The sequence below is a fragment of the Salinimonas marina genome (assembly GCF_015644725.1).
Lineage (GTDB): Bacteria > Pseudomonadota > Gammaproteobacteria > Enterobacterales > Alteromonadaceae > Alteromonas.
Window position 1 is genome coordinate 1,953,278 of record NZ_CP064795.1, and the last position, 26,903, is coordinate 1,980,180.

Consider the following 26,903-nt stretch of genomic DNA (forward strand, 5'->3'; position numbering starts at 1 on the left):
GCTTTGCAAAAGCGCCAACACTCATTTGTAGCAGCGGATTGCGGGGTACTACACCAATCAATGTAAGCGCTACCATATAAAGGAATACACATGTACAAAATTAATCAGCTACTGGGTGCCAGCCTGCTGCTGGCGGGCACCCATACTATGGCCGCGCCTATCGTCAACGGTGATTTTTCCCAATGTGATTTTGGTGGCTGGACTACCGAAACGGTAGGCGGCGGCACCATCGACGAGCAGTTTTCTATTGTCGAAACCCCGCAAGGCTGCAGCGCCGCTCTTGCGATTGATAATTCACCGAGCTTTATTAACCTGATGTATCAGGATATCGATTTTACTACCACCACCACCGCGCCCTTTGTGTTCTCGTACGATTTTACAGTGGATAGTGTTCTTACCGGACAGGCCCCTGGCAGCACCGATTATTTTGCCCTGGGCTTGGGTGACGGCAGCGGTAATCTGTTTAACGCCCAGGGTGAAGTCGGGAGTTTTTTCGGAATGCCGGATATTGATGGTACCCAGCGTTACCAGGGCAGTATCGAACTGGCAAACATCTTCGCCAATAACACCGGACTGAGTCTGGAACTGCAGATGTTCAGTAATTTTGATGGCGCCCCGGCCTTTATCACGGTCAACACTTTGTCGATCGCGCAAGCCAGTATTCCGGCCCCCGCCACGGCGGCACTGCTGTTATTAGGGTTGCTGGCCGGTGGTTTTTCACGGCGTTGTCATACCGGAGGTAACGCATGAAGTCATCTACTGGCATATTATTGGTGTTAAGCAGTCTGGCGTGCAGCTTACCCGTAACGGCAACGGCCACCCCACAAAGCTGGAATACCGTAGCAGATAATATCTCCACCACCAAAAGCCGCGCAATATACGACCGTAGAAACAACGAACTGGTGGTACGGGTAACCATAAAAAATACCAGCAACACCCCCATCGAAGGTCCACTAATGCTGGGCATAGGCCGTACTTCCCATACTGTTTTAAATGGTAACAGCGACAGTACCGAGGCGATGACCTACATTGATATCAACCACCGCCAAATCGCCCCCCAACAAAGCATTGCGGTGCCGGTTCGTTTTGCCCTGAAACGTCAGCGCCTGCAGTTTGATGCGACCCTGCTGCAAGACACGGGTAGCAACTGGCAGCTGGTGTGGCAGGATGAGTTCGACCAGGACAATATTGATGGGAGCAAATGGAGTTTTGAGCAAAATTGCTGGGGCGGCGGTAACAACGAACAGCAGTGTTACACGGATCGTTCGCAAAACGCCCATATTAACGATGGCATTCTTGTCATCACTGCGCAGCGCGAGGATTTCACCGGTGCTGACAACCCCAATTCTGATCCCTCCAGTACCACCACTTTGCCCTACACTTCAGCGCGTCTGCGCACGCTTAATAAAGGTGACTGGACCTATGGCCGCTTTGAGATAAGAGCAAAAATGCCTGAGGGCCAGGGCACCTGGCCGGCTATCTGGATGTTGCCTTCTGATAATAAATACGGCACCTGGGCGGCGTCGGGTGAAATTGACATCATGGAGGCGGTGAATCTAAAAGCACCTTCTGATGATCCCCAGGCCCAGGGTACGCCGGAAAACCGTGTATATGGCACGCTGCATTATGGTCGACAGTGGCCTGGCAATGTGCACTCAGGTGCAGACTATCGGCTACCTGAAGGACTGAATCCGGCAGATGGTTTTCATGAATACGCCATAGAATGGGAAGAAGGCGAAATTCGCTGGTATGTGGATGATGTACATTTTGCCACCCAGACCAGTGATGGCTGGTACAGTCAGTATCAGGATCAAAGTGGTCAATGGCAGAACGCCCCAGAGGCCGCCCCTTTTGATGAACGTTTTCATATGATTCTGAACTTAGCGGTAGGCGGCTCGTGGGCAGCCAACACCAATGCTAAAGGCATTGATGAGCAGGCGTTCCCGCAAACTATGGAAGTGGACTATGTGCGGGTTTACGAATGCAGTATCAATCCTGCCACCGGCCAGGGCTGCGCTACCATTGATGCCAATGCCGAACAGGTGCCGGGGCACAGTGCACCTGACATCACGCCTCAGACACAGATTCCGGGCCCGGCATTTTCATTGTATTCTGACCAGCCCGATAACGCGCTGGCCATTGAAAGCTACAACCCCGAGGGTAGCATGACCATCAGCCAGCCGGTAGCCGCAACCAACACCCGGCTACGTCTTTGGCAAAGTGGCTCGGTGGGTAATCTGTTTCTGGCCGCGCCCCAGCCCCTGGATTTTTCGACTTACGGTGGGCTTGGCTCGCTGGTGTTCGATATCAGGGTCATCGAAAACCCGGCTGACCATGCTTTATTGGTAAAGCTTGATAGCGGCTGGCCGGCCGTCAGCGATACCGAGATCAATTTACCCGCCCCGGGTGAGTGGCACACAATGCAATTAGATATCAATACCCTGTTGGCGAGCGGTAACCGCTTTGCCCCGGGTAATTTCGCGAGTATTGAAGCCATCAACAACCCGGCCGTCTTTGAGCCCACCGGTCCGATGCTTATAGAACTGGACAACATTCGCTATGAATTCACCACCTCGGACCGCGATACCATCCATGTGTTTGAAAATGCGGATGCAGCGCCCTTTCTTACCGGTAAGTATACCGCCAGTGGCGACGTGGTAATAGAAGATGTGCTAAGTGTCGATAGCGCCCACGATGTAGTAAAGCAATTTACCTTTAATACCAATGAGGCGGTGGCCTACTTTCAGACCTTGCCAGACACCACCCAAAGCCCGGTGAAGCTAGACCTCAGCACCTTTGATCTGCTGAAGTTTGATTTGCACATGGTGGCCGATCCCAGACCCAGCGGCAACATGGTTATCAAAATGGACTGCGGGCATCCGTGTGGCTCCGGCGACTATCCAATCGAAGCGCCGGCTACCGGAGAATGGCAGACTTATAAAATTGCGCTGAATGAGCTTATCAGCCATCCCGGCTCCAGCCTGGACCTGACCCGGGTAGACACCCCGTTGGTGATTTTCCCCGACTGGGGCAACCAGCAGGATGTAGTATTTCAGGTCGACAATGTCAGGCTTACCAGCGATGGTAATAGTGCCAACGATCCTGTTGCAGATATCGCGGTTGAAGGTGCCTTAACCGTCTTTGAAGACACCCTTGCTGAGCACTGGAGCCTGTATGATTGTTGCGGTAATGCCCGCGCCGAACGGCTCACACAAGACCAGAATCAACTCATTCAGCTGGATTACTTTGGCCCTGCGCCGACGGTGGCCGGATTAAGTGCATCTAGCCCCCACGATGTCAGTAATCTGTATCAGGGCATCCTGCAGTTTGAGATGAAGCTTGCCCAGCTTCCTGATGACCCGGCCGCGCCGGTGTTTATTAAGGTTGAAGCCGCTGATGGCAGTTTTGCCCAACTACGGGCTGATGCGACTGCAGAGCAACATGCAGATGTCGCGGGGCAATGGCGCACATACAGCCTTACTACCTCGCAATTACAGGCTGCCGGATTGAATTTAAGAAAGGTAAATAAGATCCTGGTGTTTCCGGCCTGGGGCCAGGCCACCGGGGCGGTGATACAGCTGGATAACATCAGGCTTTACTAATAAAAAAAGGCAGAGTGTTGCACCCTGCCTGATTATTTTTTGCTGTCGCAGCCTGCCGGGAAACTCCTGCGGGCTGCTTTCAGACACTTGCTAGCGCAATTAGTAACGCGCCTCAAAAGACAAGCGTACAGAACGCGGCGCCTGCCATGAGTAAGCTGCACCGTAATACTGGTTCACCGTGCCTTCTTCTATTTCATAGTGCTCGTTGGTGGCCGTTTCTTCCTGGGTGTTCAACAGGTTAAATACATTCACCGCCATGCGCATATCTACCCCTCGTAGGAGAAGTTGTATGCTGCGGAAACATCCAGGTTGAAAGTCCAGGGGGTACGACCCGCGGTACCACGTGGGCTGTAACGGAACTCTTTATCAGACTGGGCACAGACATCATCCCCGGTCAGCTCCACCGAACAGCCGGTACGAATGTAATAGGTATCCCCGTAGCTGCCATAGACATTAGGATCGGTGCTGGGATAGCTTTGACCAAACGCCGTCAGCGGCCGTCCGCTTTGCAGCGAGGAGTTAAAGCCCACCACCAGGTTGTCCGACACATTGTAAGAACCATACAGTTTGAAGGTATGACGACGGTCATTAGGCTGGTAGCCATCCGCGCCATCCATCAGCGCCGGGAAGTCGAAGTCCTGAGTAATACCGGCATCGGCCTGGTCAATATCAGATTTCACCGCCCCTTCAAAGTTACCCACACTACGCGCCCAGGTGTACTGGAAATTCAGACGGTAATTTTCTTCTACATAATTCAGCTTCAGCTGAACCGATGTATATTCATTTTTACCTTCTGGTAACTGCAGGGTCTCGGCTGAATGGGTGGTTAACGAACCTTCATCGGCTTCGCCATCAAACATATCAAGTTTAGACTCGTCCAGTGCTTCGCCATCCCAGTAATAGCCATCTTTGAACCAGCTCATATCTTCGCCCGGATTCAGCATCACACAATAAGGGTAAGCATAAATCCCGCAATAATCATCCAGCGCACTGGTCACTTCCCGATAGGTCCCGGTGACTTCGGCAGTCAGTGAGTCATTTACGGTAAACTGATAACCGAGGATAAATTCATCACGGGCGAAGGGATCGGCTTCCTGGGCCTGGAATGTTTCCTTAGTTGGGACTGCTGATACAGATGACGTGGTCTGCGAGTTTTCTACCGTGCCATTAACCGGATCAATACCGATGGGAGCCCCAGAGACAGAATCAATATCATCGAACGTGAAGTAAGTCGTCGTATCACTTACGCCAGAGGCCGCACGGTAAATCGTGTTGTTAGCAATCGGCAGATAATAACGACCGTAATTACCATACAGTTTTGATTCACCATTACCCAACACATCCCAGGTAAAGCCAAGACGAGGGGCAATATCGGTATCAAAATCGAACAATTGCTTGCCGGTGGTACCGTCACCTTCAAACATATCTTTACGAATACCGATACTAAGCATCAGGTTATTGGTCACCTGCCACTTATCTTCTAAGTAATACGCGGTCAGGTTAGACTCAAAGGAGCCGCCGCCGTCGAAGATTCGGTCGGATACCAGGTCCTGGGCGCTGTTGCTGGTGTTGGTATACAGCTCACCATTGTCGCCCTGAATGGTAGAGCCAGACTCCAGGGTAAAATACCGATACGAATGCCCGCCCACCGGCTTGGTGATACGAGTAGTCGCCCGGTCCTGTTTATCGATACCGGCCGAGATCAGATGGTTGCCCCAGTAATATTCAATGTCTAGACGATATTGGGTATTCTCATCAAAGTTATCGCCAAACGAGCCGCCGGGGCCACACTGAGGCGCATCACCGCCATCACGTTCATCAGCGATGGTGGGGCAATCCAGATTAGTTGGCGCGGTCTCGTACTGGGTTTCAATCTCACCCCACATCGCTGACACCGACAGATTGTCCGTCAGGTAACCAGTGTAGGTCAGACTCTGTGCTTCACCGCCCCGCTTTCTTAAAAACGAACCGCTGTAATCGCCGATAGTCTGAGTTTCAGGATCGTACTCAAACACATCTTCGGTGGCATCATTCTGGTCCGAATAGGCAAAGTAGCTTAAACGGTGACCTTCAATGATGTCCCAGTCAACTTTCGCGCCCCAGAACAAATTATCGGTGCCATCGGACTCCCGGGTACGGAATTGGTCAGTGGCAGTATATTCGTCGGAACCTGAGACATAAGAAAAGTCTCTGGACAACGAGCGTGGGTTAACCAGGGCATAGAAAAACAGTTTGTCTTCAATGATGGGGCCAGCGGCGGAAATGCTGTAATCCCATTCGTCTTTTTCGTCCAGACGATTGTCACGGAAAATCTTACCGGTACCACCGCGGCCACGGTCAAAGGTACCTTCTTCCTGTAATGCAGACGGTTCCCAGTTGGCCGTAACATCAAAGCGCCATTCATTGGTACCGCTTTTTGTAACGGCATTAATAAGGCCACCTGTGGCACGACCATATTCGGCAGAGAAGCCACCGGTTTTAACCTGGAACTCTTTGTACATTTCAAAGGGTACGGCGCCACAACCTAGACCCTGACGGGTATCTGTCACTTCCAGACCATTGATATAACATGCATTTTCAGCTACAGAAGCGCCACCAAAGGAAGCGACGTTGCCAAAGCCTGAGTCGCCTTGCACCACGCCTGGTGCCAATAAGGCGACGGCGGTGATGTTACGGGCAATAGGCATACGGTCAATTTCTGCTTCACCTAAAATAAGGCCTGAGTCGGTGGATGATAAATCGATAGCCGAAATACGGGCTCCGGTGACTTCAATGCGCTCTGCATTCATCGCCGCGACGTTAAAGTCGGCCTGGCGATTAGAGCCCAGTGACACCCGAAGGGTGTCTTCGGCTACGACTGAGTCGCCACGTTTGATGACAATCTCATAGGTGCCGGTATCCAGTTTGGCTAAACGATATGTACCATCATCGTTTACGGATACCGTGCGACTGAAGCCGGTCTCAGGATTTTTTGCGGTTACCGTCAGCTCACCACCACCTTGTGACTCCACCGTACCATAGATGCTTGAGGTGCTACCGCCAGCCGCCATAACGGGGGCAGTTACGCCCAACGAGGTTCCTATCGCCAGCGCGATCAGGCTTTTTCTTAACATGTTATCTCCCCTGGAAGATGTCTATTCAACATATGTAATTATTTTTTTATCTTTATTACATAAGAGTAATGAAGTGCCGTCGATATTAAGCAGGGGATGGATTTAAATTCAATGAGAAGTTCCACCTCTTCGTCGAATAAACATATTTTAAAGACAGGCTGCATATAGGCTGTTTACTATATAATCACCTCACGATTCCGTTGAATAATTATTAAGATTCAATATTTTAAAAAATTATTGACAAGCTCTGACAGCGTTTAAAATTAAGACAAATAGCGGCTGTTTGTGAATCACACTTAAAGACTATCATTTGAACTTTAAATACCAAGACACTAGATTTTCATAGGTGACTCTTAATAAAAAAGCCCCTTTATTAATCCGACTCATTATCGGCGTTATGAAGAGGCTTTATTTATTAGGTTTAATTTAAATTAAGTTCTATGTATCCACTAGCAAATACATTTCAGTGATGACAATAAATGGCTCATTGCCGTCGGGGCCGTAAATGCGAAATTCATAGTCCCCGGCGGGCTAGTCAATCACCAGATTATTGCTACTGGTGGCAAGTCGGTTGGCCGGATTGGTGGTGACAATTTTGGCTGTGGCAGTATTGGGGGTTGCCCAGATTAATCTGGCGTATTTTTATAGGTCAATCCACAGAGTCAGCGCCGCTGGTATAGCTTTCTTCGGGGACACTAAAATGATGGGGAGCGTATCCCCGGTTAAAGGTATCCGTGTTCCGAATTTGCGGTGTCAGTGCCTGCACTTTGGCGGGCAATGACACAGGCTCATAGCTTTGGTACACCTCGATAATACGGTTCTGTGGACTTTGCTCCTGACACACCGACGCCTTAGGTTTCAGTCGACAAAGATCGCCGATGGTATCGTCCAGATTGATGGTTTTTGCCGGGTTCTCATCAATGGCGGCAATATCCGCCAGGGGGAGCCGTCGCCATACCCGAAGTGACCAGCAAGGCTGTCACCATATCAAATTTGAATGCCTTCACTGAACCCCATTCCTTGTTGTTATCACGCCGTCACTCGTCCTTTCATGTCATGCGACTTTTTACCCAACTAATCTTTTTAATAGCAATAGACGGCCGTATCAGAAACATACGCCTGCATTACATTTGCATGAATACAACAAACATTAGGGTGGCGATTAATGAGTCGTGTAGGCACGAAAGGAGAAAAGGCTTAGTAGCCTGTAATAACTAGCGAAGGAATAATCGCCATAAGAAAAGACAAAATAATAGCGCAGATGAAAAAATCCCGTGGCAAGGCTGCCACGGGATGCGTTAGCTTAATAACCTTTTAGAATTCGTAGTTGAAACCTAACAGGTAGTTAGCACCATACGCCTGATACAGAGTAACCTGACGGCCATCTGCGCCGGCTGACTGAATATCATCTTCGTCGGTGATATTCTGCGCCTGCAGAGTGACCCGCAAGCCTTCCAGCGATTCGATTCCTGACTCACTGAAATCATAGCCAACCTGCGCATCGATAAAGGTACCGCCCTGGTTGGTGGAGTCAGACAATGCCAGACTCAGACCCCGGGTTTCGCTTAAGTAGCTGGAGCGCTTAGTTCCGGCCACACGAACTTCAAAGCCTTGGTTTTCATAAAACACCGTCAGGCTGTAGTTCTCATCTGACAAACCAGGAATACGGGTTTCGGTGGTGCCCGGCGCCGCATCTGCTTTACCATCTAAGAATGTGGCGCTGGCAAACATACCAAAGCCTTCCAGTGAGTCGTGAATCAGCTCACCAGGCAGACTGCCCTGCACTTCCCAGCCACGCACAAAGCCTTCATAACCGTCTTCAGGACGGGTACGCTCCCCGACTAACAGTTCCGGCGCTTCACCGGTTGAGCTTTTATGCACACTGGGGATATAAAACTCGGTAAAATCAGTTTCCACGGCGTTACTTCTGTGCCAGTTCTTAAGATCTTTGAAGAACCATGACACCGCTACATAACCGGTATCAGAGAAGTAGTTTTCATAAGCCAGGTCAATCTGATTGGCTTCATAGGGCTTCAGATTCGGGTTACCGGCACTGCCACTCCACGGCGTATTATCAATATCGGTGCTATTGATGCGGGCATCCTGGAAAGCAAAAGAAACCTGATTATTCGGCCGCATATCATCCATGCGCGGACGCGTCAGAACTTTGCTTAAACCCAGACGTACAAACTGACCTTCGGCAAATTCGGCGCTCAGGTTCAAAGTCGGCAACACATCGGTGTAATCAGCCCCGCCAGACACTGGCAGCGACTCTACAAACCCAAGTTCGTCTTTGGTGGCTGCAAAGCCGGTAGACTGTTGATCAGCGTGTACCACCTGAAGACCCAGGTTACCGCGGATGTAGATGTCGTCGAATTGGGTATCGATATCCAGCTTGGTATAGAAGGTAGTCAGCTTTTCTTCAACGGTATAGGTATCGCCCAGGCGACCAGTTTCAATTTGTTGTGCATCCAGCTCGTCATAATAACCGCTGTTGTATAAGCCCAGCGCATCGTAGGCCAGAATTCCATCGATACCGACAAAATCAAGAGATGTTACCCCCAATACCTCAGGAATAGCATCGCTTTGCGGATATTCAGGAGACACTAAAAAGGCGCCGTTGTTATCTTTAGACTTGGTACGGTCAGAGTAAATGGCACCAATTTCGATACCGCTGAAGATACCCCACTCTACAAAGCCTTTAGTGCTCAGACGTACAGAATCCAGTTCTTCTTCAAACACAGGCTGGTTCACAAACCCGTCCTGGCCATCCGAGGCAAATAACTGCTGACCATTTTCATCAACCAGTGACTGTCCCCATGGTTGTGGACCAGCCAGGCGGATCAGCGACGGATCTGTCAAATCAATGGTAGGCAGTGACGGATGATCGGCAAACATTACGCCTTCACCGGTCATTTCCCAGGCTCGGGCCGTAAGAGGCCGGCCTTCAGTACCGGCGCGGCCAGTACCCGAATAGCTTTCTACATCGATGATGGTTTTATCCACTTTACCGGTAGAAACATCAGCATTAAGGGTCCAGTCGTCATTCAAAAGGTATTCGACATTCAGACCAAAAGTGGTCAGGTCTGCATCCTGTTGACGAACATCGTTGCGTATAACGCTATGAAAGCCGTCGTGGAAGGCGCGTGTGGCTAAACCATTGTCCACTTCAGTGACGGTATAGTCGACCCCACCCCATACCGGGCCGCCTTCTTCAACACCACGGCGGGCATCGTTTTCCAGAAAGTCGATATACAATGCATCCAGCTGCATATTCAGTTTGTCATTAGGCGCCCACTGGATAATAGCAGCGTAGGAGTCACGCTCCATCATCGCCGAACGGGCAAAGCTGTCATGCCCACCTGAAATAGCCGTTTCTTCACCTACGGTTACCCCTTCTGCGCCGGTGCCGGCTTCAGCATTCGGGTAACCCCAGCCACGAAATTGTGTTTCCTGACGCGGCGACTCCATGGTCGCATAAGTCAGTGCCACCCCTAAGGTGTCATCGGCAAACTGATCAATGTAGTTAAAGGAAACACGATGGCCATCATTATCATAGTCTGGGTTGGCCGCATCTTCGGCATTCTTCTCGTAGGTGCCATTGATAGTAAAGGTTTGCTCGGCGACCAAAGGCTTCACGGTTTGCAGATCAACCGAACCACCAATGTTTTGGGTGGTCATGCCTGCTTCAGGGGTTTTGTACACCAGAATATTAGAAATGATTTCGGTAGGGTATAAATCAAATTCCACCCCACGGTTATCACCCATACCTAACAGTTCACGTCCATTTAGTGATGTGCCCACATAGTTTTCATTGAAACCACGTACCGAGACGCCACTGGTACGGCCGTTGCGACGCTCGCCAGATAAGCCTGGCAGACGTGCCAGAGACTCAGCAATACTGGTGTCAGGTAATTTACCGATATCTTCTGCAGACAGTGCTTCTACAATTGAAGAATTGTCCATTTTGATGGCCTGGGCGCGCTGTAAGCTGCCCCGGATACCGGAAACTTCAATGACTTCCACCGGCGTGTCGCTGTTCGGACCGGTTGCGTCCTGCTGTTGTGCCAACACCGGGGTGCTCATCGCGGTCAGGCCACTGGCAACCAGGGCGGCTTTTATCAGATTTGGTTTAAACTGGTTCATGTGTAGGTATCCCATTACTATCCTAAGACACCTGCCGGTATTTTTATCGCTTTGGCAGGCTAGATATAAAACAGGCTAGATGCTATCCCCAAGGCCCAACTTGCTCAATATTATGCATACGTATTCATCATTTTATTTATACATTCGATTTACACAAAATCATGATTTATCGGCTTTGTTAACAGCAAGAAAACACATAAACCGCTGTATTAAATACAGTATTACAACTGCTTTAACACATTGCTGAGTAAATGATAAAAAAACGTAATGCGCACCTGGCATCATCAGCAAAGCGACTCTACATTTACAGTCAGCAATCTATACCGCAAGGGCGATGTGGCGGGTTGTGTGAAGCAGTTATGGGGCAAGAATGACAATTTTTTGCGAACAGACATAAAAAAACCCGCTCAACAGCGGGTTTTTGAATTAACGTAAAACGTACGTTTTACTTAGCACTTACCAGCCAGTGGCTTCACGTAGTGCTTTACCAATATCAGCCAGAGAACGCACAGTTTTAACACCAGCGTCTTCTAAAGATGCAAATTTCTCATCCGCTGTACCTTTACCGCCAGCAATGATGGCACCAGCATGGCCCATACGTTTGCCAGGAGGCGCCGTTACACCTGCGATATAAGAAACAACAGGCTTAGTGACATTTTCTTTGATGAAGGCGGCCGCTTCTTCTTCTGCGGTACCACCAATTTCACCAATCATCACGATTGCTTCGGTTTTTGGATCGTCCTGGAACAACTTCAGAATATCGATGAAGTTAGAGCCTGGGATTGGATCGCCGCCGATACCCACACAGGTAGACTGACCGAAGCCTTCGTCAGTGGTTTGCTTAACCGCTTCGTACGTCAGCGTACCAGAGCGTGAAACAATACCTACTTTACCTGGCTTATGGATGTGGCCTGGCATGATACCAATCTTGCATTCGCCCGGCGTGATAACACCTGGGCAGTTTGGACCAATCAGACGTACACCTTTGGAATCTACGTATTCTTTTACGTAAAGCATATCCAGTGTTGGAATGCCTTCAGTGATACATACAATCAGCTCAATACCCGCATCCGCTGCTTCAACAATTGAGTCTTTGCAAAATGGTGCAGGTACATAGATAACAGATGCAGTAGCACCGGTTTCCTGAACCGCTTCACGTACGGTATTGAACACGGGCAGACCCAGATGCTCAGTGCCGCCTTTTCCAGGAGTTACGCCACCGACCATTTGCGTGCCGTAGGCAATCGCTTGTTCAGAATGGAAGGTACCCTGACCGCCAGTGAAACCCTGACAAATTACTTTGGTGTCTTTATTGATTAATACTGACATTATTTGCCCTCCGCCGCTTTAACAACTTGCTGAGCTGCGTCAGTCAGGCTGCTTGCAGCAATGATATCAAGTCCTGAATCTGCCAGAACTTCACGGCCTTTTTCTGCATTTGTCCCTTCAAGGCGAACAACTACAGGAACATTTACGCCAACTTCTTTTACTGCGCCAATGATACCTTCGGCAATCATGTCACAACGTACGATACCGCCGAAAATGTTAACCAAAACCGCTTTAACATTGTCGTCAGACAAGATGATTTTAAATGCTTCAGCAACACGTTCTTTGGTTGCACCGCCACCAACATCCAGGAAGTTAGCCGGCTTGCCACCGTGCAGGTTTACGATATCCATCGTACCCATTGCCAGGCCAGCGCCGTTAACCATACAGCCAACATTACCGTCTAGCGCTACATAGTTAAGTTCGTATTGTGCTGCATGTGCTTCACGTGAATCTTCTTGTGAAGGATCGTGCATTTCTTTTACTTTTGGCTGACGATACAAGGCGTTGCCATCAATACCGACTTTGGCATCCAGACAGTGCAAATCACCGTCAGTTTTGATTACCAGTGGGTTGATTTCGATCAGTGCCACGTCCAGCTCTTCAAACATTTTTGCCAGACCCATAAAGATCTTCACGAACTGTTTGATTTGATTACCTTCAAGACCCAGTTTAAAGGCCATTTCGCGTGCCTGATAAGGCTGCGGTCCAACGATAGGATCAATTTCAGCTTTCAGAATTTTTTCTGGCGTTTCTTCAGCAACGGTTTCAATTTCAACACCGCCTTCTGTTGATGCCATAAATACTACACGACGGGTACCACGGTCTACTACCGCGCCCAGGTATAGTTCTTCAGCGATATCAGTGCATGTTTCAACCAGGATTTTTGTTACCGGTTGACCATTTTCATCAGTCTGGAAAGTAACCAGGTTTTTGCCCAGCCAGTTTTCAGCAAAACCGCGGATGTCATCTTTGTTCTTAAACAATTTAACGCCGCCGGCTTTACCACGTCCACCTGCGTGGACCTGACATTTAACAACCCACTCTTCACCGCCAATGCGGTCAGCCGCTTCAACAGCACCTTCAGGTGTGTCAGCAGCATGTCCTTCAGAAACAGGCAAGCCGTATTCTTTGAATAGCTGCTTGCCTTGGTATTCATGCAAATTCATGGTGTTTCTATCCGATTTTTAGTAAGACAAAAGCCGCTTACGCGACTTGATTAACTTGACCGACAGACAGAGCTGCCTGCCGACGCTGTGACAGTAACACCCCAAGCATACCTTCAGGTGTGTTACTGCACACAATTCTCAATTTATTTACACATCCAGTAACAGACGTGTGGGATCTTCCAGCATCTCTTTAACGGTAACCAGGAAGCCTACTGACTCTTTACCATCGACAATACGATGATCATAAGACAATGCCAGATACATCATCGGCAGAATTTCTACCTTGCCATTCACGGCCATTGGCCGGTCCTGGATTTTATGCATCCCCAAAATCGCGCTTTGCGGCGGATTGATGATCGGGGTAGACATCAGTGAGCCAAATACGCCGCCATTGGTGATGGTAAAGTTACCACCCTGCAGGTCAGCCATGGCCAGCTTGCCGTCACGGCCTTTCAGAGCCAGTTCACGAATGCCTTTTTCAACACCCGCCATGCCCAGAGTGTCGGTATCTTTCAATACCGGTGTCACCAGACCACGAGGGGTAGACACGGCAATCGAGATGTCGAAGTAGTTATGATAGCAAATATCATCGCCATCTAACGAGGCATTTACCTCAGGGAAGCGTTTTAATGCTTCGGTAACGGCTTTTACATAAAACGACATAAAGCCTAAGCGGATGCCATGACGCTTTTCAAAGCTCTCCTGGTATTGCTTACGCAATTCCATGATTGGCTTCATGTTAACTTCATTGAAGGTCGTCAGCATCGCGGTAGAGTTTTTGGCTTCCAGCAGACGGTTAGCAATGGTTTTGCGCAAACGGGTCATTGGCACGCGCTTTTCGGTGCGCGAGCCACTGGCCACATCCGGTGTATCCTGTTCAGATGCTTTAGCCGGTGCTGCTTCTTTCTTACCACCAGACTGCAGATGTTTTTCTACATCTTCTTTAGTGATTCGGCCATTTTTACCGGTACCCTTAACATTCGCAGCATCAATGCCTTTTTCTGAAAGCAAGCGACGAACCGACGGGCTTAGGGCATCAAAATCACTTTCTGCGCCTTCATCCGTAGAGTCTTCTTTAACCTGAGCCTTATCACTGGCCCCGTCACCTGAACCTGAGCCGCCTTCGGAAAATTTAGCGATAACTTCTTCAGCCGTGACGGTTGCCCCTTCTTCAGCCAGAATTTCAGACACTGAACCATCGGCTGGCGCGACCACTTCAAGCACCACTTTATCAGTTTCGATATCCACCAGGTTTTGATCACGGCTTACCTGCTCACCCACTGACACATGCCAGGTCGCAATAGTCGCATCAGCAACCGACTCAGGCAGAACCGGAACTTTTACTTCTGAAGATTTACCATTGCCGCCACTTTGGGTTTTTGCTGGTTCAGCTTCTGCTGCTTTGTCTTTTTCCTGAGCAGTAGAGTCTGACTTTTCTTCGCTGGTATCTTGCTTTGCGTTATTGTTGTCTTGCTTGGCGTCGCTTTTACCATTTTCATCTAACTTGGCAATTACCTGCTCGCCCAATACCGTTTCACCTTCACCATCAATGATGTCACTGATTACGCCATCGGCAGGGGCAACAACTTCAAGTACCACCTTGTCTGTTTCAATATCAACCAGGTTCTGATCGCGTGTTACCTTGTCACCGGCCTTCACGTGCCAGGTTGCAATCGTGGCATCGGCAACTGACTCAGGTAGGACCGGAACTTTAATCTCTATTGTCATCATTGTTCCTTATTTAATAGTGAGTGCGTCTTCAACCAGCGCTTTTTGTTGCTGGTTGTGGACAGATACATAACCTACGGCAGGTGAAGCCGATGCTTCACGGCCTGCATATGATAGTTTGGCGCCTTCTGGAATTGCGGCCCAGAAATGATGCTGACTGGAATACCAGGCACCCTGATTCTGAGGTTCTTCCTGACACCAAACCCAATCTTTTACGTGGCTGTAATCGGCCACTACTTTAGCACATTCTTCTGAGGGGAATGGATAAAGCTGTTCTAAACGAACAATCGCAACGTCTGTTTGCTCATTTTTCCGGCGCTGGTCTAACAAGTCGTAATAAACCTTACCGGAACACATCACCACCCGCTTCACACCGGCGGGATCAATATCATCAATTTCGTTGATGACATTGTGAAAAACACCTTCAGATAGTTCTTCCAGGGTTGAGGTTGCCTGAGCATGCCGCAGCAGCGATTTTGGCGACATTACAATCAGCGGCTTACGCATAGGACGAATCATCTGGCGACGCAGCATATTGAAGACCTGCGCTGGGGTAGATGGCACGCAAACCTGCCAGTTATGGTCAGCACACAGTTGCAGGAAACGCTCAAGACGCGCTGAACTGTGCTCCGGGCCCTGGCCTTCGTAACCATGTGGCAGTAAGACTGTCAGACCACACAACCGACCCCATTTGGCTTCACCAGAGCTTAAGAACTGGTCAAACACCACCTGAGCACCATTGGCAAAATCGCCAAACTGGGCTTCCCAGATGGTCAGACAGGAAGGTTCTGCCGTGGCGAAGCCATATTCAAAGGCCATGACGGCTTCTTCTGATAGTACCGAGTCATAAATTTCCATCTCGCCCTGATCTTCAGAAATGTGCTGCAGCGGCATATAGGTCGAGCCATCAGTTTGATTGTGCAGTACCGCGTGGCGATGGAAGAACGTACCCCGTCCGGTATCCTGGCCGACCAGGCGAATATCTGAGCCGATGTTTACCAAGCTGGCATACGCCAGATTCTCGGCCATGCCCCAGTCCAGGCGTTTTTCGCCCGCCACCATGGCTTTGCGGTCCTGATACAATTTGTTGACCCGGGAGTTAAGTTTCATATCTTCCGGATACGTTGTCAGGCGCTCGCCCAGCTCTTTGAGTTTATCAATCGAAATGGCGCCATCGTAAGGCGTATCCCAGTCATGCCCCAAAAAGGGTGACCAGTCAACAGAATGCTCCGTCATAGGACGCCATTCGTCTACCACACAAGCACCATGGTCCAGGGCCGCGCGATAATCTTCCAGCATCTTGTCAGCTTCGCGCTGTTCGATAATGCCTTCAGCAATCAGCTGATCGGCATACAATACCCGAGGTACAGCATGCTTTTTAATTTTTTGATACATCAGCGGTTGAGTGGCATTAGGCTCATCGGCTTCGTTATGACCATGACGGCGATAACAAACCAGATCAATCACCACATCACGTTTAAATTTATTGCGATATTCCAGTGCCAGTTTAGTGACAAACAACACCGCTTCCGGATCGTCAGAATTGACGTGGAAAATCGGTGCCTGCACCATCTTGGCAATATCGGTGCAATATTGGGTAGAGCGGGTATCTTCAAGTTTGGAGGTGGTGAAGCCGACCTGGTTATTGATAACCACCCGCACCGTACCACCTACCGCAAACCCGCGGGTCTGCGACATGTTGAAGGTTTCCTGAACCACACCCTGACCGGCAATGGCGGAGTCGCCATGAATCGTAATGGGCAACACTGCACTGGTATCATTCTGACGACGAACCAGACGGGCTCTGACCGACCCCATTACCACCGGATTGACAATCTCCAGATGTGACGGGTTAAACGCCAGCGCCAGATGCACATTGCCGCCCGGCGTCGCAAAGTCAGAAGAATAACCAGCGTGATATTTCACATCGCCAGAGCCCAGAGCTTCGTCGGCTTTACCGGCAAACTCATCGAACAGCACCGACGGGTTTTTACCCAGGACATTAACCAGCACATTCAAGCGACCACGGTGAGCCATGCCCACCACCACTTCTTTGGCCCCGGCACTACCTGCTTCGCTGATCAGGCTTTTAAGCATGGGGATCATCGCATCGCCGCCTTCCAGCGAGAAGCGTTTGGCACCCGGGAATTTCGAGCCCAGATATTTTTCCATGCCATCGGCGGCCACCAGCCCTTTCAGCAGATGCAGTTTCTGCTCTTTACTGATTTCAGGTTTGGCCTGCACCGATTCAATTTTTTGCTGTAACCAGCGTTTTTGGTCGGTATCGGTGATGTGCATATATTCTGCACCCATCGAGCCGCAATAGGTTCGGTTTAACGATTTTACCAAATCACCCAGTGGCATAGATTCGCCACCATAGGCATAAGAACCTACATTGAATTTGGTATCAAAATCTTGCTCTGAAAGATTATGGTGGGACAGTTCAAGATCGCGTACCCGGGGTTGCTGCCATAAACCCAGCGGGTCAAGATTCGCATGCTGATGGCCGCGGAACCGATAGGCATTAATCAGCTGTAGCACTTTAACCTGACGACCATCTGAAGAACTTGGCGTGGCACTGACAGTTGATGATGACATTCGCGCGCTGGGCCCTAAGGCCGCCATCTTTCGGAACTGCTCGCGAATAGAGGTATGATTATTTTCTAATTCTGCACCTTCGACTTTTGGAAGACTGTCGAAGACCTGACGCCAGGAATCAGAAATACTCTGCGGATCTTCAAGGTATGCTTCGTACAATTCCTCGACATAGGCGGCGTTATTACCAGCCATATGCGACGAATCCCACCATGCTTTCATCACGCTTTCTTGCATTATTGTGCCTTGCTACGTTTTGTAAAAACTAAATAACACGAGGCGCTATTATGACTGTTATCTACAACAGAACCAACCAATTACGCCACGTATACAAAAAAATAGCCATCCTCAGGGGGATGGCCATTCAGAGCATGTATTCTGTCTAGCATGCACTACACAGAATAGGTTTACTAAACAGCCCGCTGAAGCAGCATCGACTTAATCTTGCCGATGGCTTTGGTCGGGTTCAGCCCTTTAGGGCATACACTTACACAGTTCATGATGCTGTGACAACGAAATACGCTAAACGCATCATCCAGATCGCTCAAACGCTCTTCTGTCGCAGTATCCCGGGTATCAGCCAGGAACCGGTAGGCGTGCAACAATCCTGCCGGACCGATGAACTTTTCCGGGTTCCACCAAAAAGAGGGACAGGAAGAAGAACAGCACGCACACAGAATGCACTCATACAGACCATCCAACTTAGCACGCTCTTCGGGACTTTGCAGAAACTCCCGTGCCGGTGGCTGTTTGGTGTCGTTGATGAGAAACGGTTTAACTTTCTCATACTGAACATAGAACTGGGTCATGTCGACAACTAAATCACGTACTACCGGTAACCCGGGTAAAGGACGGATCACGACCTTACCTTTACCCAATGAAGATAACGGCGTAATACATGCCAGTCCATTTTTGCCATTCATATTAAGACCGTCGGAGCCGCATACACCTTCACGACAAGAACGACGGAATGATAAGGATGGATCCTGTTCTTTAAGTCGAATCAGAACATCCAATACCATCAGATCCAGATTATCTTCAACCTCCAGCTTATAGTCCTGCATACGCGGAGCATTGTCGACTTCTGGATTATAACGGTAAATCGAAACAGTTAATTGCATTTGGTTCACCTCTATTAATATGAACGCACTTTCGGCGGAAATGCTTCGCGCAGATTAGGCTTCATATTGACTTCACGGCGGGTCATAGACTCATCTTCCGGACGATAGATTGAGTGACACAACCAGTTCTCATCATCCCGATCAGGATAATCATACCGGCTATGGGCGCCACGACTTTCCGTACGATAGTTGGCTGCCACTGCGGTGCAATACGCGGTTTCCATCAGGTTGTCCAGTTCCAGACACTCGATTCGCTGGGTGTTGAAATCTTTACTCTTATCATCCAGTCGCGCATTTTTCAGGCGTTCGCGAATTTCACGCAGCTCTTTAAGACCATCAGCCATTGCATCACCTTCACGGAATACCGAGAAGTTAAGCTGCATGCATTCTTGCATGTCTTTCTTAATCTGAACCGGATCTTCACCCTTTTCAGATGATTCCCAGCGATTGAAACGAGACATCGCCGCTTCCAGATCAGACTCGCTGGCATCACGGGTGGTGGCCACTTCGTCCAGTGACTTACCAAGGTGCATCCCCGTGGCCCGACCAAATACCACCAGGTCAAGCAAAGAGTTACCACCCAGACGATTAGCGCCGTGTACTGATACACAAGCAATTTCGCCACAGGCGAACAACCCGTTTACGATATGATCCTTACCATTTTCATCTACCCGGATACACTGTCCGTGTACGTTGGTCGGAATACCACCCATCATATAATGACAGGTAGGAATCACCGGAATCGGTTCTTTAATCGGATCTACGTGAGCAAAGGTACGTGATAATTCAAGGATACCCGGCAAACGTGACTCAAGCACATCTTTACCAAGATGGTCCAGTTTCAGTTTAAGGTGTTTACCCTGAGGGCCATCACAACCACGACCTTCACGAATTTCGGTCATCATTGAACGGGCTACCACGTCCCGGCCGGCCAGGTCTTTGGCATTAGGCGCGTAACGTTCCATGAAGCGTTCGCCATCCTTATTAAGCAGATAACCACCTTCACCTCGACAACCTTCGGTAACCAGGGTGCCCGCTCCGGCAATACCCGTAGGGTGGAACTGCCACATTTCCATGTCCTGCATAGAAACCCCGGCACGCAACGCCATACCAACGCCATCACCGGTATTGATGTGGGCATTGGTAGTAGAGGAGAAAATACGACCCGCACCTCCGGTTGCCAATACCACCGCGCGCGATTTAAAGTAAACCACTTCACCGGTTTCAATATCAATGGCGGTACAGCCCACCACATCGCCATCCTGGTTTTTCACCAGGTCCAGGGCATACCATTCACTAAATACCTTGGTTTTGTTTTTGACATTTTGCTGATACAGCAAATGCAACAGCGCATGGCCGGTACGGTCAGCGGCAGCCGCCGTTCGTGCCGCCTGTTCGCCACCAAAGTTTTTCGACTGGCCACCAAATGGACGCTGATAAACTTTGCCGTTTTCAAAACGTGAAAATGGCAGACCCATATTTTCCATCTCGATGATGGCTTTCGGGCCCATATTACACATGTATTCAATGGCGTCCTGGTCGCCAATGTAGTCTGACCCTTTTACGGTGTCATACATGTGCCATTCCCAGTTATCTTCATGGGAATTGCCCAATGCCACGGTAATCCCGCCCTGGGCCGAAACAGTATGCGAACGGGTTGGAAAAACTTTGGACAATAACGCACAAGTTTTTCCTGATTGCGATATTTGTAATGCCGCGCGCATACCCGCACCGCCGGCGCCAATTACAATGGCGTCAAACTCATGTACTGGTAAACTCATTTTACACACCCCACAGAACAAACAGACCAACAAGCACGTAAGCAAACGCAATCAGGTTCAGCAACCACTGTACAACAACCCGAATCTTAGTTGCTTTTACGTAGTCCGTCAGGACCTGCCACAGACCAATGCGCACGTGAATCATAATAGAAACTAAGGTAGCCAGGGTGAATACCTTCATCGGTATGCCTGAAAATAACCCGTGCCACTCGATGAACGTGATATTGTCGGTTGAGATAAAGAACCACGCCATGAACACAGTAAATGCAAAGATGATTGCAGCTGTGGTGCGCAGAGAAACGTAATCCTGAACGCCATTTCTTTTGACGTCCGCCTGACTCGTTACCATAGTACTACTCCCAATACGACGGTCAGGATTATCCATAATGCGATCGTTGCTTTTGCACTTAGGTTACCTGACTCCAATTCTTCCCAATGACCCATATCCATAATGACGTGGCGAATACCACCAAGAGTGTGGTAAGTCAGCGCTGATAGTGTGCCAATCGCAATTACTTTTCCGAGGATGCCGTCCATTATAGACTGCACCTGTTCAAATCCTTCTGGCGATGCGACTGAAACAGCCCATGCCCAGATGACGAACAGCAGAGCGAAGAACATGGCCACGCCTGTAATACGGTGAAGAATTGACGAAATAGCAGCAGGAGGAAATTTAATTGTGTTGAGATCTAAATTTACTGGTCTTTGCTTTTTCACAATGTATGCCTGTTTTATCCGTAGGGACAATGAATTACTCGTTGTTGTGGTGTCCTGACTGAGCAATTCCGTTTATTTACTGTTAATTGCCTCATCCGATGAGAATGTTAACAATTTGTGAATTTTTTATTACCTGATTTACTAAAGAGAATCTTTGTAATTCAAGCACGGCTGAGTATATCTAGCACGTTGTATAATTACAATTTTTTGTCACTGCCATCGACTATCGTCTTAGCTGTCAAATTAAGCGTTAAGATACAGTTGTGATGCTGATCAAAAGTGTTAACCTTTGCTGTATACACTAGGGTGCAAAACGGGTGGCCCCTTAAAGAGTCACAACTTTCTTATAGGATGTCACGGGTTAGCCGGGCTTGACCAGGCGCTGACAGCCAGACTCCCGCATTAGCAAATCATTTATCCCGCCGTTTGGTGCGGTTACAATGCCGCGGGGATTCGGTTAAAACAACCGACGTTAAATTTTGTGAAGATTTTTTAATCGGTGTTGGTGGTGTGGGAATAGGCCAGAATTTGTATTAATTTAGAATACAAAGTATACAAAAATGCAATTAAATTGACTTATTGATGCATAATAAAGTACAACTACGCCACTTTTCCCAGCAAGACGACCAACTTTAGACGATTTTTGCTGAAAACAGAACCATTCTGAGGAGAGCACTTTATGGCAGATCAGAAAGCCATTCTTAAAGCGGGCGATAAGGAAATCGAACTTCCTATCTTGTCCGGTACCGAAGGGCAAGATGTAATCGATGTACGCTCTTTAGGCGCACAGGGCTACTTTACATTCGACCCTGGTTTTATGGCTACGGGCTCGTGTGAGTCTGAAATTACCTACATCGATGGCGCCAATGGTGTGTTATTACACCGTGGTTATCCCATTGAAGAACTGGCACGTGATGCAAGCTATCTTGAAGTTTGCTACATGCTACTTAACGGCGAAGCGCCAAATAAAGAACAATACGAAGAGTTTCGTGCCACCATTACGCGTCACACTATGGTGCATGAACAAATCAATATGTTCTTTCATGGTTTTCGTAACGATGCTCACCCTATGGCAATGCTTTGCGGCACGGTCGGGGCGATGTCTTCGTTTTATCATAGCGACCTGGATGTTGCGAATTCAGAAGAGCGTATGCGTAGCGCGCATCGCCTGATTGCGAAGATGCCTACCCTGGTAGCAATGTGCTATAAGTATAACGTGGGTCAACCCTTTGTTTATCCACGTAATGACTTAAGCTATGCCGCGAACTTCCTGAACATGATGTTCTCAGTACCGGCTGAAGATTATGAGATTAGCCCGGCGGTTGAGCGTGCTATGGATCGGATCTTTACCCTGCATGCTGACCATGAGCAAAATGCCTCGACTTCAACCGTGCGTTTAGCAGGCTCTTCGGGTGCGAACCCGTATGCATGTATTGCAGCCGGTGTGGCTTCACTGTGGGGTCCTGCCCATGGCGGTGCGAACGAAGCGTGTCTGAACATGCTTGAAGAAATTGGCAGTGTTGATCGTATTCCTGAGTTTATCGAGCGTGCTAAGGACAGAAATGACCCGTTCCGTTTGATGGGCTTTGGTCACCGGGTTTACAAAAACCATGATCCCCGTGCCACGGTCATGCGTGAAAGCTGTCACGAAGTTCTCAAAGAACTGGATTTGCAGGATCCGTTGTTAGATGTAGCGATGGAACTTGAACGTATTGCCTTAAGTGATGATTACTTCACCGAGAAGAAACTGTTCCCGAATGTTGATTTTTACTCTGGTATCGTGCTTAAAGCGATTGGTATTCCAACCAATATGTTTACGTGTATCTTTGCCCTGTCTCGTACAGTAGGCTGGATTTCACACTGGCATGAAATGATGAGCGAAGAAAAACAAAAGATTGGCCGTCCTCGTCAGTTGTATACCGGTTACAGCAAGCGTAGCTTCACCCCTATCAAGTAATAGGGTCTGAAGAAAAAATAGCGCCGTAAGGCGCTATTTTTGTTTGTAGTGTTGGCAACAAATCCTGTTACTGTGGGTCTCCTAATGTGGACATCCAATTGTTCAATCAGGTATTTATTGTAAATTTTATTGTTAAGGAGTCTGCATGCCTTATCCGGCCCTGATACTTGGCCTGGCAGGTCTTGTGCCTTTTATTGCCCTACCCTTGCTGGCAATAACCGGTGTTGTGGGTGAACTTGCCGCAATGCACTACTTCACTCAATACTCGGCGGTGCTGCTGTCGTTTTTTGGTGGTGTCCACTGGTTTGATGCGATTTCCTCCGGAAAGACCAACCACCAACTGTATGTGTCGATGTTGCCCACCATTGTTGGCTGGCTGGCGCTGATCTTTGGCGCAGATGTAAGGGTATTGGGCGCGCTGTCTATTGCCTACCTGCTGGTGCTTTTTTATGACAAATTCACCCTGGCTTTGCCAAAAAATATGATCATGAGTTATATCTCTATGCGGGTAATGCTCACCACGGTGGTGGTATTGAGTCATGCCGCAATGATATTTTTGATGCGCTAACAAAAAGGCCAGGATGAAACACATCCTGGCCTTTTTAATTCACTGACTGCTCAGAGTATCTTATTCCGCGCGAATAAGTTCCAGTAGCTCCGCCGTCTTTTGTTCCATCAGGGGAATATCACCCTTTGATTCCACATTCAGACGTATTACCGGCTCAGTATTTGATTTTCTTAAATTAAAACGCCAGCTGCCAAATTCCAGACCGATACCGTCGGTTTCATCAATGGCTTCTGCCTGGGGACGATATTTTTCTAAAACCCGTGCCAGGGCGGCATCGGCATCTTTTAATTTACTGTTAATCTCACCCGAAGACGGGTATGCCGCAATACGCTGTTCCACCATGGAGGCCAGCGACTGACCTTTAATACACAACAGTTCAGCCACCAACAGCCACGGAATCATACCAGTATCGCAATAAGCAAAATCACGAAAATAATGGTGGGCGCTCATCTCGCCACCATACACCGCATCTTCTTTGCGCATCCGTTCTTTGATAAAGGCATGACCGGTTTTACTTTTAACCGGTGTGCCACCGGCAGTACTCACAATATCTTCGGTGTTCCAATATAATCGCGGATCGTAAATGATTTTAGCGCCCGGATCCTTATCCAGAAATGACTGCGCCAGAAGCCCGACAATATAATAGCCTTCAATAAAGTCGCCATTGGCATCGAACAGGAAGCAGCGGTCAAAGTCGCCATCCCAGGCAATACCGAAGTCGGCCTGGTGTTCACGCACTGCCTGGGCGGTATCGGCGCGATTTTCTGGCAATAACGGATTGGGAATGCCATTGGGAAAAGAAGGATCAGGCTCATGATGAACTTTTATAAATTCAATCGGGAAGCCTTGCTTTTCAAAGGCAGTTTCAATCGCATCCACGACTTTCCCTGCAGCGCCGTTACCGGCATTCGCCACCAGCTTCATGGGCCGGAAATTGTTTTTATCGACATACGACAGAATATGCTCAATATACTGATCCAGCGCACTATCCTGCTGATACTTCCCGGTCTGTTGAAGCACCGTTGCCGAAATATGGCCATGACCATTATAAAATGCCTCGGGGTCGATCGGCTGCTCATTGGTGTAATGTGCTAATCGCTGCTTAACATAATCATCATCCAACGATTCAGCCGCTTGCTGAATGGCGTTTAAGCCGGTATCACCACTAATGGGAATGGCTTCGGCTTTCACCAATTTCATCCCATTGTAATTTATCGGATTATGACTGGCAGTGACTTCAATGCCGCCGTCCATCTTCAAGGCTTTGGTCGCAAAATAAATCTCTTCGGTACCGGCCTGGCCGATATCAGTAACTTTTGAACCGCCATCGATTAACCCTGCTGCTAACGCCAGCTTCAAAGGTGTCGAGGTAAGACGCACATCGCCCCCACCACAACATTGCTTGTAGTCAGTACACTGGCAAAGGCAAATCCGATACGGTAGGCCACTTCTTCATCAAGCTGTTCATTTAACTCGCCGCGAATATCGTAGGCTTTAAAACATGTGATTGCTCTGGTCATGACCCCATCCTATTTTGCTGTGCGGCCATAGCGGTCAGAAAAGCGCACAATATCGTCTTCGCCTAAATAGGCTCCTGACTGTACCTCAATTAACTCCAGCGGAATCTTGCCGGGGTTTTCCAGGGCGTGAACTTCGCCGATGGGAATATAGGTAGACTCATTTTCTGTCACCATAGTGGTTTTTTCGCCTACCGTGACACTGGCGGTACCCGACACCACAATCCAGTGTTCAGCGCGGTGGTGATGCATCTGGACCGATAATTTTTCGCCAGGCTTGACCGTGATACGCTTAACCTGGAAGCGCGCACCGCTGTCGATAGAGTCATAGCTGCCCCAGGGACGGAACACTTCCCGATGAAACTGATACTCCGGACGCTGCTCCTGCTTCAGTCTGTTCACCACATTTTTAATGTCCTGGGCTTTGTCTTTATGGGCCACCATAATGGCATCTTTGGTTTCCACTACCACCACATCATCCAGCCCTATAACTGAAATCAGGCGACCTTCAGCATTGATATAGCTATTTTTGACATTTTCCAAAATGGCATCACCGATAACCGCATTACCATTTTCATCTTTGTCTGCGGTTTCCCACAATGATGACCAGCTACCCACATCTGACCAGCCGGCATCCAGGGGCACCATCGCGGCTTTATGGGTTTTTTCCATTACCGCATAATCGATAGAATCATCCGGACAGGTGGCAAAAATATCGGCATCAATGCGGATAAAGTCTAGATCCTGTGACTCGGTCTCGATGGCTTTTTTGCAGATTGCCAGCATCTCGGGGTTATGTTTTTCAAGCTCTTCCAAAAAGCGCGATGCTTTAAACATAAACATGCCGCTGTTCCACAGATAATTTTTGGAATCAACATATTGCTGGGCGGTCGCCGCATCGGGCTTTTCAACAAATTCGGCCACCGCCATACCGGTTTCCAGTTCCTGTCCGGCTTTGATGTAGCCATAACCGGTATTAGGACCATCGGGCACAATACCAAAGGTCACCAGATAACCCGCCTCCGCCAGCTTTTCTGCTTTAGCGATGGCTTTGTGAAATGCCTGACTGTCTTTGATCAAATGATCGGCCGCCAGCACCAATAAGGTTTCATCAGCATCGCTTTGCAAGGCATGCAGAGCCGCCAGGGCTATCGCCGGGGCGGTATTCCGGCCAACCGGCTCTAATAAAATACCCCCATGCTGGACATCCTGCTGTCGCAATTGTTCAGCCACCAGAAAGCGGTGGGCCTCATTACAAATGACGATGGGATGAGAAGCTTCGACACCATGCAGACGACTCAGGGTTTCCTGCAACATCGTTTGTTCTGATGTTAATGAAAGAAATTGTTTGGGAAGCGCTGCGCGTGATTTTGGCCACAAGCGACTGCCTGTACCGCCTGCCAAGATAACTGGTTTCATTCTCTTTCCTATGATTTGTGGCGAAAGCCCGTTGGTCCTGAAGCTATGGTAATCAAGCTCTCAGACGCAAGCAACGAACTTGTAGATTAACTCTTGGTATTTACTGATTTTATGTAAAAACAGATGTTACTTTCTCATGCTTTT

17 protein-coding genes and 1 pseudogene are annotated in these 26,903 nt (G+C 48.9%); 4 read left to right on the forward strand and 14 right to left on the reverse strand.

All coding sequences use genetic code 11. The annotated features are described in order from the left end of the window. Positions 1–90 precede the first annotated feature (90 nt). Together IT774_RS08605 and IT774_RS08610 are read left to right on the forward strand one after the other, a co-directional pair. Positions 91–750 (forward strand): PEP-CTERM sorting domain-containing protein, encoded by a 660-nt coding sequence (locus IT774_RS08605; protein WP_195809437.1) that lies wholly within the window; start codon positions 91–93, stop codon positions 748–750. After that, positions 747–3,602, forward strand: coding sequence for a glycoside hydrolase family 16 protein (locus IT774_RS08610; RefSeq protein ID WP_218958911.1), 2,856 nt, complete (start codon positions 747–749; stop codon positions 3,600–3,602). Before IT774_RS08605 ends, IT774_RS08610 begins: the two co-directional genes overlap by 4 nt. Before the next feature lie 99 nt (positions 3,603–3,701). Here IT774_RS08610 and IT774_RS17870 read toward each other — a convergent pair whose 3' ends face one another. The 12 genes from IT774_RS17870 to sdhC all read right to left on the reverse strand — a co-directional run bounded on the left by IT774_RS17870 (position 3,702) and on the right by sdhC (position 21,298). Further along, positions 3,702–3,866 carry a hypothetical protein gene (locus IT774_RS17870; RefSeq protein WP_332308828.1) on the reverse strand — a complete coding sequence of 55 codons (165 nt, stop codon included), beginning with the start codon at positions 3,864–3,866 and terminating at the stop codon, positions 3,702–3,704. A gap of 2 nt (positions 3,867–3,868) precedes the next feature. After that, positions 3,869–6,715 carry a TonB-dependent receptor gene (locus IT774_RS08615; RefSeq protein WP_332308829.1) on the reverse strand — a complete coding sequence of 949 codons (2,847 nt, stop codon included), beginning with the start codon at positions 6,713–6,715 and terminating at the stop codon, positions 3,869–3,871. Positions 6,716–7,364: 649 nt separating this feature from the next. After that, positions 7,365–7,655 (reverse strand): hypothetical protein, encoded by a 291-nt coding sequence (locus IT774_RS08620; RefSeq protein ID WP_332308891.1) that lies wholly within the window; start codon positions 7,653–7,655, stop codon positions 7,365–7,367. A gap of 374 nt (positions 7,656–8,029) precedes the next feature. Next, a complete protein-coding gene (locus tag IT774_RS08625; RefSeq protein WP_195809439.1) occupies positions 8,030–10,861 on the reverse strand; it encodes a TonB-dependent receptor in 2,832 nt (943 codons plus the stop codon). Positions 10,862–11,317: 456 nt separating this feature from the next. Further along, a complete protein-coding gene (gene sucD / locus IT774_RS08630; RefSeq protein ID WP_195809440.1) occupies positions 11,318–12,190 on the reverse strand; it encodes a succinate--CoA ligase subunit alpha in 873 nt (290 codons plus the stop codon). Continuing rightward, on the reverse strand, positions 12,190–13,356 hold the full coding sequence (sucC, locus tag IT774_RS08635) for an ADP-forming succinate--CoA ligase subunit beta (RefSeq protein ID WP_195809441.1): 1,167 nt from the start codon (positions 13,354–13,356) through the stop codon (positions 12,190–12,192). The genes sucD and sucC overlap by 1 nt, the downstream gene beginning before the upstream one ends. 147 nt (positions 13,357–13,503) lie before the next feature. Then, complete coding sequence (odhB, locus tag IT774_RS08640; protein ID WP_195809442.1) at positions 13,504–15,084, reverse strand: 2-oxoglutarate dehydrogenase complex dihydrolipoyllysine-residue succinyltransferase; 1,581 nt, start codon at positions 15,082–15,084, stop codon at positions 13,504–13,506. 9 nt (positions 15,085–15,093) lie between these two features. Continuing rightward, complete coding sequence (locus IT774_RS08645; protein WP_195809443.1) at positions 15,094–17,916, reverse strand: 2-oxoglutarate dehydrogenase E1 component; 2,823 nt, start codon at positions 17,914–17,916, stop codon at positions 15,094–15,096. A gap of 173 nt (positions 17,917–18,089) precedes the next feature. Next, complete coding sequence (locus tag IT774_RS08650) at positions 18,090–18,800, reverse strand: succinate dehydrogenase iron-sulfur subunit (protein ID WP_195809444.1); 711 nt, start codon at positions 18,798–18,800, stop codon at positions 18,090–18,092. A gap of 14 nt (positions 18,801–18,814) precedes the next feature. Beyond that, positions 18,815–20,581: a succinate dehydrogenase flavoprotein subunit gene (sdhA, locus tag IT774_RS08655; protein WP_195809445.1), complete on the reverse strand. Its 1,767-nt coding sequence runs from the start codon at positions 20,579–20,581 to the stop codon at positions 18,815–18,817. A gap of 1 nt (position 20,582) precedes the next feature. Then, a complete protein-coding gene (sdhD, locus tag IT774_RS08660; protein WP_195809446.1) occupies positions 20,583–20,930 on the reverse strand; it encodes a succinate dehydrogenase, hydrophobic membrane anchor protein in 348 nt (115 codons plus the stop codon). Further along, positions 20,924–21,298 carry a succinate dehydrogenase, cytochrome b556 subunit gene (gene sdhC, locus IT774_RS08665; RefSeq protein WP_195809447.1) on the reverse strand — a complete coding sequence of 125 codons (375 nt, stop codon included), beginning with the start codon at positions 21,296–21,298 and terminating at the stop codon, positions 20,924–20,926. The genes sdhD and sdhC overlap by 7 nt, the downstream gene beginning before the upstream one ends. 679 nt (positions 21,299–21,977) lie before the next feature. On the opposite strand from sdhC, the gene IT774_RS08670 reads away from it, so the two are divergent. Beyond that, on the forward strand, positions 21,978–23,255 hold the full coding sequence (locus IT774_RS08670; RefSeq protein ID WP_195809448.1) for a citrate synthase: 1,278 nt from the start codon (positions 21,978–21,980) through the stop codon (positions 23,253–23,255). Between the two features lie 145 nt (positions 23,256–23,400). Next, the gene (locus IT774_RS08675; RefSeq protein WP_195809449.1) at positions 23,401–23,823 is read left to right on the forward strand and encodes a DUF3429 domain-containing protein; all 423 of its coding nucleotides are present in this window, start codon (positions 23,401–23,403) and stop codon (positions 23,821–23,823) included. 60 nt (positions 23,824–23,883) lie between these two features. Here IT774_RS08675 and IT774_RS08680 read toward each other — a convergent pair. Both IT774_RS08680 and IT774_RS08685 read right to left on the reverse strand, forming a co-directional pair. Next, positions 23,884–25,343, reverse strand: a pseudogene (locus IT774_RS08680) (phosphomannomutase CpsG). A 9-nt stretch (positions 25,344–25,352) separates the two neighbouring features. Next, positions 25,353–26,759, reverse strand: coding sequence for a mannose-1-phosphate guanylyltransferase/mannose-6-phosphate isomerase (locus tag IT774_RS08685; protein ID WP_195809450.1), 1,407 nt, complete (start codon positions 26,757–26,759; stop codon positions 25,353–25,355). Between the last annotated feature and the right edge of the window lie 144 nt (positions 26,760–26,903).